This window comes from Burkholderia sp. 8Y (assembly GCF_902506145.1).
Taxonomy (GTDB): Bacteria; Pseudomonadota; Gammaproteobacteria; order Burkholderiales; family Burkholderiaceae; genus Caballeronia.
Genome location: NZ_LR733519.1, coordinates 1,925,144 through 1,934,218, shown reverse-complemented (window position 1 = coordinate 1,934,218; position 9,075 = coordinate 1,925,144). Strand labels below are relative to the sequence as shown.

The 9,075-nt window shown below is 64.0% G+C and carries 10 protein-coding genes and 2 pseudogenes; 4 read left to right on the top strand and 8 right to left on the bottom strand.

Annotated elements, in window-relative coordinates; all coding sequences use genetic code 11:
• Positions 1 to 53: 53 nt before the first annotated feature.
• Positions 54 to 257 (top strand): cold-shock protein, encoded by a 204-nt coding sequence (locus GV035_RS08620; RefSeq protein WP_159834524.1) that lies wholly within the window; start codon positions 54 to 56, stop codon positions 255 to 257.
• Between the two features lie 65 nt (positions 258 to 322).
• Here GV035_RS08620 and GV035_RS29415 read toward each other — a convergent pair whose 3' ends face one another.
• Complete coding sequence (locus GV035_RS29415; RefSeq protein WP_236572493.1) at positions 323 to 607, bottom strand: DUF6622 family protein; 285 nt, start codon at positions 605 to 607, stop codon at positions 323 to 325.
• 45 nt (positions 608 to 652) lie between these two features.
• Between GV035_RS29415 and GV035_RS29410 the strand changes: the two genes are divergently transcribed.
• Positions 653 to 847 (top strand): hypothetical protein, encoded by a 195-nt coding sequence (locus GV035_RS29410; protein WP_236572492.1) that lies wholly within the window; start codon positions 653 to 655, stop codon positions 845 to 847.
• A gap of 238 nt (positions 848 to 1,085) precedes the next feature.
• The gene (locus tag GV035_RS08610; protein ID WP_159834523.1) at positions 1,086 to 1,940 is read left to right on the top strand and encodes a helix-turn-helix domain-containing protein; all 855 of its coding nucleotides are present in this window, start codon (positions 1,086 to 1,088) and stop codon (positions 1,938 to 1,940) included.
• A gap of 3 nt (positions 1,941 to 1,943) precedes the next feature.
• Here the strand turns inward: GV035_RS08610 and GV035_RS08605 are convergent, their stop codons facing one another.
• The 3 genes and pseudogenes from GV035_RS08605 to GV035_RS08595 form a co-directional block, all read right to left on the bottom strand.
• Positions 1,944 to 3,764 (bottom strand): ATP-binding response regulator, encoded by a 1,821-nt coding sequence (locus tag GV035_RS08605; protein ID WP_236572491.1) that lies wholly within the window; start codon positions 3,762 to 3,764, stop codon positions 1,944 to 1,946.
• 19 nt (positions 3,765 to 3,783) lie between these two features.
• A complete protein-coding gene (locus GV035_RS08600; protein WP_159834522.1) occupies positions 3,784 to 5,421 on the bottom strand; it encodes an ATP-binding domain-containing protein in 1,638 nt (545 codons plus the stop codon).
• 114 nt (positions 5,422 to 5,535) lie between these two features.
• Positions 5,536 to 6,207, bottom strand: a pseudogene (locus tag GV035_RS08595) (glutathione S-transferase family protein).
• 113 nt (positions 6,208 to 6,320) lie between these two features.
• On the opposite strand from GV035_RS08595, the gene GV035_RS29075 reads away from it, so the two are divergent.
• Positions 6,321 to 6,491, top strand: a complete 171-nt coding sequence (locus tag GV035_RS29075) for a hypothetical protein (protein ID WP_175941955.1) — start codon at positions 6,321 to 6,323, stop codon at positions 6,489 to 6,491.
• A gap of 61 nt (positions 6,492 to 6,552) precedes the next feature.
• Here GV035_RS29075 and GV035_RS08590 read toward each other — a convergent pair whose 3' ends face one another.
• The 4 genes and pseudogenes from GV035_RS08590 to GV035_RS08575 all read right to left on the bottom strand — a co-directional run.
• Positions 6,553 to 6,966 (bottom strand): response regulator, encoded by a 414-nt coding sequence (locus tag GV035_RS08590; RefSeq protein WP_159834521.1) that lies wholly within the window; start codon positions 6,964 to 6,966, stop codon positions 6,553 to 6,555.
• 57 nt (positions 6,967 to 7,023) lie between these two features.
• A complete protein-coding gene (locus tag GV035_RS08585) occupies positions 7,024 to 7,347 on the bottom strand; it encodes a hypothetical protein (RefSeq protein ID WP_159834520.1) in 324 nt (107 codons plus the stop codon).
• Positions 7,325 to 8,065: an AraC family transcriptional regulator gene (locus GV035_RS08580; protein ID WP_159835037.1), complete on the bottom strand. Its 741-nt coding sequence runs from the start codon at positions 8,063 to 8,065 to the stop codon at positions 7,325 to 7,327. Before GV035_RS08580 ends, GV035_RS08585 begins: the two co-directional genes overlap by 23 nt.
• A gap of 336 nt (positions 8,066 to 8,401) precedes the next feature.
• Positions 8,402 to 8,746, bottom strand: a pseudogene (locus GV035_RS08575) (winged helix-turn-helix domain-containing protein); the annotation flags it as partial.
• Positions 8,747 to 9,075: the final 329 nt, after the last annotated feature.

The following is a 9,075-nucleotide window of genomic DNA, read 5'->3' as shown; positions in this document are numbered from 1 at the left end:
ATTCATCCACGCGGGGCATGGCCTCGCGCAACGCTGCAGAAGAAGAGGAAACAATGGCAACTGGCACTGTGAAATGGTTCAACGACTCGAAGGGCTTCGGGTTCATCAAGCCGGACGACGGCACCCCTGACCTGTTCGCGCATTTTTCGGAAATCCGGGCGGACGGTTACAAGTCGCTGCAAGAAAATCAAAAGGTGCTGTTCGACGTGCGTCAGGGTCCGAAGGGCCTGCAAGCCGCCAACATTCAGCCGCAGTAAGCAAGCGAGTGCAGACGCCGAAGCCGTGAAGCCGTGTCATCGGCTTCACGTTTTTTTTCGAACAATCACACGCGCTCGAAGACAGCCGCTGCCGGCCGCAGCGCCAGCCAGTAAAACAGGAAACGGCCCGCGAAAATTCCCGCGATCACGCCCGAAATCAGCGCATTCAGCGCGATCAGCGTCGAGTCGACGCCCGCGCTCGCCGCCAGTTCGAAGCCGATGAAGAACTTTGACGCGAACGTCGCGAGGATCAGCAGCATCGGCACGACGGAGCCGGGCACGGTGACGGTCCGCTGCACGCGATCCACCGTGATGGCGCTGTTCTTCGCCAGCACGGCGCCGGTTCCCATGCCGAACAGGCCCCGACGAGCCACATCGCCGCAGCTTGCCAGCCGGTGGACGGCCCGCTGACGATATGCAGCAAGCCCCACGCGGCGAATATCGCCGGTACGACCGCCAGTTTCGAGAGCGGCGCGGTGCCGCCTTTCATCGCCTTGATACCGCGCGACACGAGCACTGCCAACAACACCCAAACCCATACCGGCGTACCGGCCAAGATTGCCTGCAAGGACATGATCGTTCTCCGTTGATGCGGTTGATTTCGGTTGAATTGCTGTCGTCGCAAATCTTTACGATGGAAACATTTTGACTTCGGCCGATCGCTGCGTCAACGCTTTTTTCCATTGTAAAGATTGATCGGCGGCCGACTCCTCATTCCTATGCAGAACGCCGGAAGCATCATTACGATTTTGAGCACGCCCACCGCCGCCGTTTACAATGGGCGGTTCGCTGCGCATTCGCAGCTATTTCCCGCCTCCGTCCGGCAGCATGGTCTCTGAAACCTCTTCCCTGGAATCCCTCGCCGTCGCCGAACGCGTTCGTGAGCTGATGAGCCGTCACGGCATCGGCAAGCGTCAGCAGACGGCCGAGCTGTGCCGCATCCTCGATCTGAGCTTTTCGCAGGGGCATCGCAAGCTGCGCGGCAACAGTCCGTGGACGCTCGCGCAGATTCGCCGTGTCGCCGACGCCTTCGACGAACCGGCGCTTAAGCTTTTCGACAGCATCGATACGCGCCCCGACGAAACCGAAGGCACCGCGCACGACGCCGTCCTGAAGCTCGGATCGGTCGAGATTCCGTGCACCGCTTGGATCGGCGATGCACTGGACGCGGGCAGCCGGCCCGATTTCATCGCGCAGAAGGTGAATAGCCGCTGGATCGTCATGCGGCACGAGGGCGTGCTTTTGCAGCAAGCGTGCGACGTCCACAAGATCGAAATCCAGCCGCGTCGCGCCGATACGGAGAAGCCGGTGATCGCGGTCGTCGATGACGATCACGCGTCCGCCGACAATCTGCACGACTATCTGGAAATGACCGGCTTCGCCGCGATGGCCTTCTACAGCCTCGACACCTTTCTGGAGGCGCTGCAGTCGCAAGTTTTCGACGCCGTGGTGATCGACTGGCTGTTCGGCGTGCACACGTCGGCAGGCGCGATCCAGGCGGTGCGCGAGTCCGATAACCCGGACGCGCCGATCTTCGTGCTCACCGGCGAACTCACCACCGGCAAGGCGAGCGAATCGGAAATCAGCCAGATCATTCGCGACTGCAACGTCACGTGTTTCGAAAAGCCGGCGCGGCTCGGCATTCTCGTCGCGGATCTGTCGAAGCGGCTGTTGCGAACCTGACACTCACGCCGCGCGCCGCCGCGCCGTCGTCGCGCGATGCACGGCCGCCTTCAGCACCTCGAAGCGCACCGGCTTCAGCAGGTAATCGAAGAACAGGACCGTGGCGCTCGGATCGACGAGCTCGGGCGCATACGCGCTCACCGCGATGATCGGCACGCTCGCGCCCGGCGCGATCCGCGAGCGATATTCGTTCGCGAACGAGTAGCCGTCCTTGCCAGGCATGTGAAGGTCGAGCAGGATCACATCGGCGTCGTTCGCGCGCAGCCACGCGAGCGCGCTATCCACGTCGGACATTGCCACGGCCCAATAACCCAGCAGCGTCAACATTTCGATCAGCGAATCGCGGATCGCCTCGTGATCGTCTATCACGAGCACGCGCGACTTGCGCAAGCCGGGCGCATCGGCGTCATGCTCGCGGCGCTCGGGCATCCGCTCGGCCGACACCGCCGGCAAGCTCACGCGAAACGCCGCGCCCTGGCCGACTTCGCTCGACACGTCGATGCTTCCGCCCAGCAGATTCACCAGCCCGCGCACGACCGCGAGCCCCATGCCGGCGCCGTCGAAACGGCGCGTGCTGGACGAATCGAGCTGCGTGAATTCCTGAAAGATGAGCGGCAGTTGTTGTCGTGGGATGCCGGGGCCCGTATCGGTCACGGAGATATCGAGGCGCGCGGCCTCGCGCATGAAGCGCACGTCGATGGAACCGGCGTCCGTGTACTTGATCGCGTTGGTCACGAGATTCGTCACGATCTGACGCACGCGATGCGGGTCCGATTCCAGCAGCCCGCGCTCGCCGCTGTATGTGCCGCGCAGTCGCAGGCCCTTCGCAGAAGCCGCCGGCATGTTGGCATCGACGATGGAATCGAGCAGCTCGACGGGATCGAACACGGTCATGCGCAGTTCGAGCTTGCCGGCGCCGAGACGCGCGTAATCGGTCAGGTCGCGCATTTGCGCTTCCAGATGCCGCGCGCCGGTTTCCAGCCGTTGAATGATCTTGCGATCCGCCTCGCCGCGCAAATTGAGGCCGAGCAGTTCGATGGAAGAAACGATCGCGTGCAGCGGCGTGCGCAGTTCGTGGCTAATCATGCCGAGAAACGTGTCCTTCGCGACGCCCGCTTCGCGCGCCGCCCGCGTCGCCTGATGTTCGGCGGCGAGCGCGGCCCGTTGCTGCTCGATCAGGCGCGTACGCCGATAACCATTGAGCAGAAGCAGCGATGTCGCCGCCGCCGACAACAAGCCGAGCAGAATGCCGCCGTAAAGCAGATAGCGGCGCTTCGCCTCGAAGTCGCGCACGATGCTTTCGCGCTCGGCGGCATCCATCAGACGCCTGCCGGTCGCCAGTTCCGCGACGGCGGGCGCGTTCTGCCGCAGCACGCCGATCACCCGCAGCGCGCGGCTCTGCCGGATGGTCAGCCGGTCGACGTCGGCATCGATCGAATCCAGCGCCGTGCGCAACTGACGCAGGATCTCCTGCTGCCGGTTGCGCAATGCGTCGTGGCCTTCGGGCGTGCGCGTGGCATCCGCGACGATATCGAGCCGCGCCCGCAGCCGCGCATAGGAATCGCGGACCGCGCCGACATCTTCGTCGATGCCGCTACGAAACAGCAGCACCTGGCTCTCGAACCGCTCGTACGCAATCTGGAACTGCGCGGCGTCCCAGTACAGACCTTCGTACGGCACGACCATGCCGTGCGGCTGCCGGACGAGCAAGCCGGAGTACAGCATGTAGCCGACCGCGCCGAGCGGCGGCGTGACCGCGAGCGCGATCATCGCCGCATACCACAGGCGGCGAATCCACGGACGCCGGTTCTGCATGAGTGCCATGAGCGGTCAGCGGCGCGGTCTAGCGCAACGCTTCCATCGCGTGCGTGGCGCGCTCGGAGGCGACCACGATGAGCTTCATCGTCGCACGCGTCGCGCCGACGAAGACCTTGCGCGCCGCCTGATCGTCGAGCGTGTCGAAATCGACTTCGGTCAGGATCACGCACGGCGCGGATTGCCCCTTGAAGCGATAAATCGACTCCAGCAGCACGTCGCCCTCGCGGTATTCGGGATTGCCGAAGAGATCGTACTGTCCGGTGAACGCGCGCAGCCGATGCGGCCCGAGATGATCGACGGCCGTCAGCGCCGAGCCCTCGCGCCCGCGAAACGACAGCACCGCGATGTCCTGCTTGCGAAACCCGAGCGACAGCGCATGCGTGATCGCGCGCTTGGTGGCTTCGATGACTTCGTCCGGATGGCCGTCCTCGTAAGTGGACACGGTGACGTCCGAGCCGTCGAACGGACTGCCGGCATCGAGCCGCACGCCCGGTCCCACGACCTTGCGAATAAAGCCGAGCAAGTCGCGTGGGCTGCGATAGTTGGTCGTCTCGCGCAGAATGGTCCAGCCGGGCAGCGGCACCGGCTCGCGCAGATAGAGGTTCTGCATCGGGTCTTCGAGCCACCACCACGCGGCATCCGGGTTCAGCAAACGTTCGAGCGCCTCGACCCAGGCCGCGTGAAAATCCTGGCCTTCGTCGACGATCAGCACATCCGTCTTCCAGTGCTCCGGCACCGGCACGGCGGCGAAGCGTTCCTCGAGCGTGGTGAAAACGTTGGGCTGACTGAAATCGGGCGGACTGCCCGCGTCGCGCGCAACCGCCGCGCTCAGTTGATGGTAATTGGCGATCTTCGCCTCTTTCGGCGCGATGGCGCGGATATGGTCCGCGAGCGGCCGGTTGAAGCAGACGTAGAGCACGCTTTTGCCGGCGGCCAGCGCGTCGCGCATCACGCGCACGGCGAGTTGCGTCTTGCCCGCGCCCGCCGTCGCGATCACCCGCAGACGGAACGGCTCGAATTCGAGGCGGCGCGCCCACGTCGCCAGGCCGCCCGAGAGCCGCGTGACGAGCGTGTTCGCCGCGCCGACGAGCGCATTCGTATCCGGCGTGAGCGAGAGTTCATCGGCGAGAAAGTGGTGGATGCGCGCGGCGGCTTCGAAGCGCGGTTCGTCGGGCGGAAGGGTCTCCAGCACGACGCGCGCAAGCTGCGCCTTGCGGCTTGCATCGACGATACGGCCCGGCGGCACGCCCGCGATGGCGGCGTCCTTCACCGTGTAGTCGGGGCAATAGAGCAATTCCTCGATGCGGTACGTGCCCGCGCCGAACGCCGCCGTGAATCGCCGATGCAGATTCTCCAGCGCGCGCGCAAGCTGAATGGCGACGTTGCGCTCCTTTTGCAGATACACCTTCACGAGCCCCGCGCCCGTTTCGCGCAGGAAACCGGCCTTCATCTCGATCATCAGCACGCGCCCCGACGGCGCAACCACGACGAAATCCGCTTCGCCGAACACCGAGAAGCCTTCGTTGATGCGCGTCCAGTGGACGCCGTGATACACCGTGTAGTCGTCCGGCAGCTTCTCGAGCTGCGCGAGCGTTTCGAGTTCGCGCGCCGCGGCGCCGGTCGCTTCGAGGTTCTTCCAGTCGTCGGGAACGATTCGGGCCATGCGTTGCCTTTGAGCGTGAGGGACGTTGCGACGAAACGCGCGGCTGCGCAATGTGGTGCGTGGCGCGTGGTGCGCCTCATTGTACGCAAGGCGCGGCGCTTCCTTGTCGGCCCGCTACGCCGCGAAGTCGTAAGGGCCGCCGCGTTCCAGCGCACGGCGATAGGCGGGCCGCGCGTGAATGCGCGCGAGAAACGCGCGGATATGCGGCCAGTCGTTCGCGCCCGCGCGCTAGCTGCCGGCTTCGAGCGGGAAGCTCATCTGGACATCGGCGGCGCTAAAGGTCTCGCCCGCGAACCACGGCGTCCTTGCGAGCTCGCTTTCGATGAAGCCGAAATGCAGCTTGAGCTGCGGGTCGATGAAACTGCGCTGCAAGGTCTCGCCGATGCGCCGCGCGATCGGCTTCGCGAAGAACGGCATCTTCGCCTTGCCGATCCGCGATGCCACGAGCTTGAGCAACAGCGGCGGCATGGCCGAGCCTTCGGCGTAGTGCATCCAGTAGTTGTAGCGCACCCGCTCCGCCGAGGCCCCATGCGGCGGTGCGAACCGGCCCTCGCCGTAGCGTTCCACGAGATAGTCGATGATCGCGCCCGACTCCGCGATGGTCATTTCGCCGTCCGTGACGACGGGCGACTTGCCGAGCGGATGCACGGCGCGCAAGGCGGGCGGCGCGAGCATCGTCTGCGGATCGCGCGCGTAACGCTCGATCTCATAAGGGACGCCGAGTTCTTCGAGCATCCACAGCACGCGCTGAGAGCGGGAATGGTTGAGGTGATGGACGGTGAGCATAGGGCGGTGTTGTGCGCGGACGGCACGGCTCTTGCAGGCAGAACGCTGCGCGCGGGCGCAGCGGCCGCGCAGCATCATTTCCTGACTATTCCGACAAGTAAAAGGAGAACCCGATGACCCTGATCATTTATCTCGTGGGCTGGCTCATTCTGATCGGCGGCGTTTCATGGGCGCTCGTTGCCATGCATGTGGCGCAACATACCATCGCCATCGTCGCCGTCATCTTGCTGGGGATCGCCGTCATCACGGGCGCGACGCGGGCGCGCAATCGCGACCGTTCCTAGCGTCCGCCAAGCACACCTCGAAGCGAAGCGCCGCGCCATGTCTCGCGCGGCGCTTTTCGCATCAAGCCGCGACGCGCGCGTTGAGCGCGTCCTGAATCAGCGTCACGAGTTCGTCCGGGTGCGCGGGCTTGGTCATGAAATGCTGAAAGCCCTCGCCGATGCTGCGTAATCGATACTCTTCGCCGCCGTGTCCCGTCAGCGCGATGGCGACCGAAGGCGGCAAATTCCCGCGTATTTCGTGGTCGCGCAAACGTTGGATGAGATAGAAACCGTCCATTCCAGGAAGGTCGAGATCGCAGATCACCGCATCCGGCAGCACACGGGTCGCGGTTTCCGCGCCGTCTTCGGCGTCGGCCACGGCGACGACTTGCGCGCCCTCTTCTTCCAGCAACATTTGCAGTGATTCCCTGCTTTCCGGGTCGTCTTCGATGAGTACGATCCGCGCATGCCCCAGTCTTGCCACTTCGTTCATCATGTTGTTTTGAACTGCCTCAAACGGAATTCTCGCGCACGGTCTCCACGGCTCGCCGCTTCACTTCTCTGCCGACCGTTTCGCGGGTGCGTGCTGGTTGACAGAAAATCGCAGCGGGAATTCCGGACGCACCGTATTTTTCGCCGCGCGTGCGCCGGTGCTGAACGTCTCGCGGTGTCTGGGCACCGCCAGCACGAAATTCCGGCCGGCCGCCATGTCCCAGCAAATCTGATCGAGCAAAAAACGGACCGACGTGCGTTTCCGAGCCGGGATGCGGCTTCGCGCGCCTTTTTCGCCTAAATCTTCGCGCGCCTTGGCGCATCGCTTTGTAAATTGGGCCTGCGCCGCGCCTGTTTTACGGTCAGCCGTTTGCATATTGTTCAACGCGCGACGCGGGTGCTTGCAGCAGCGCGCGATATTCGGTGGGCGTGATGCCGACGGTCGCCTTGAACTGCCGCGTGAACGCGCTGTGGTCCGTGTAGCCGCACAACGCGGCGACATCGGTGACTTTGTCGTGCGTGACGAGCAGCGCGGTCGCGGCGTCGAGCCGTGTCTTGAGCAACACCTGTCGCGGCGTCAGATGGAAAACCTTGTGGAAGTACCGTTCGAGCTGGGCAATCGACATGTTCGCCATCTGCGCGAGATCGCGCATATTCAGCGGTTGCACGTAATTGTCCTGAATGTGCTGCACGACTGCGGCGAGCCGGCTGTAGGCCGGGTGCGTGCTCTCGGCGGCCTGCAAGTCGCGAGAAATGCCGGCGAGCCCGACCACATTGCCCTCGGCATCGTGCAGCGGCTGCTTGCAGGTCATGCACCAGCCGGGCTCGCGCCCCGGGTAAAGATGCAGTTCCAGTTGATCGATCAACTGCACGCCCTGCGCGATGATCGCCTGATCTTGCGCCGTGTAGATGCGCCCGAAACGGCGCGGGAATACGTCTTCGGCGGTCTTGCCGATGAGCGCCGTCTTGTCGTCCTTGTGACCGCAACGCCGTGCGAGCGTGCGGTTGACCATCGCGTAGCGCGCGTCGCGGTCCTTCACGAAGAACACGATATCCGGCATGGCATCGAAGACGGGCGCGAGCAGCGCGAAGTGCGCGAGCATGTCGCGCAGCGGCGACGCGAGGGGCAGCGCGGCGGCGTCGAACGCGTGGGGCGAGGCGCTGCCGGCAGTGTGTGCGGTCGTGCTCATCGTGCGTTCGGGCGCGCAAGTCGGAATGGCGCCGATTATAGGTGCGCGGGAATGACGCCAATATTGGCGCTCTCCCCACTATGTTTTCGCGGACGCGTTTCTTACGACGATTCCTAGTCGGCGAGTAGGATGTCGCTGCGCGTCGGCGTGCTGTCGCGCGGAGCCAGCCGAAGCTGCACTTTTAGCGTTCCAAAAACAAAAATGCCGTCTCGCGACGGCATTCCCTAATCAGCAACGTTTAACGCCAGCTCAAGCGGCGATTCGCGCATGCTCCGTTTCCAGGCGATCGTCGCCGGCGTCCTCGCCGTCATCGTAAAGATGGAGCAGGCGATAGCCGCTCTTGTACACGGGCTGCAAGCGGAAGTGATTGACCGGCTCGATTTCGAGCGCGAGACGCAGACGCGACACGTGACTGTCGATGGTGCGCGTGGTCTCGCGGAATTCGCGGCCCCAGACCATCGCGAAGATGTGATCGCGCGAGAGCACGCGGCCGATATTCGAGAAGAAAAGCTGCGCCAGCCGGAACTGCGTGCCGCTCAGTTGCACCGGGCGGCCTCGCACGGTGACGGTCTGCTGACGCGAATCGAAGCGGTATGCGGCTGTCATCTGGCTCAAAGCAAATACCAGCAAGGGATTCGGGCCAATCGAGGCGCCGCAGAATAGGCGCAGAAACAGCCTGACACGTCCTAATAAAATCAGTCACTTGCGCATGGGTTTCAAACGCTTAAGAGACGGGTGCGTCGTAGTCTGAGCCCGCCTACCGTGAGGCAATCGTCGCCGTTTCGCCGTCAGCAACTGAGTGGTTCATCAACCGCATTAAATGTCGGCCAGCGCACGCGATCTTCCGGCGCGCACCCCATCTGCGCGCTTTCCCTCTCGGCAAATCTTGCCCGGTCTCGCACCGGGCTTTTTTCTGACGCGCT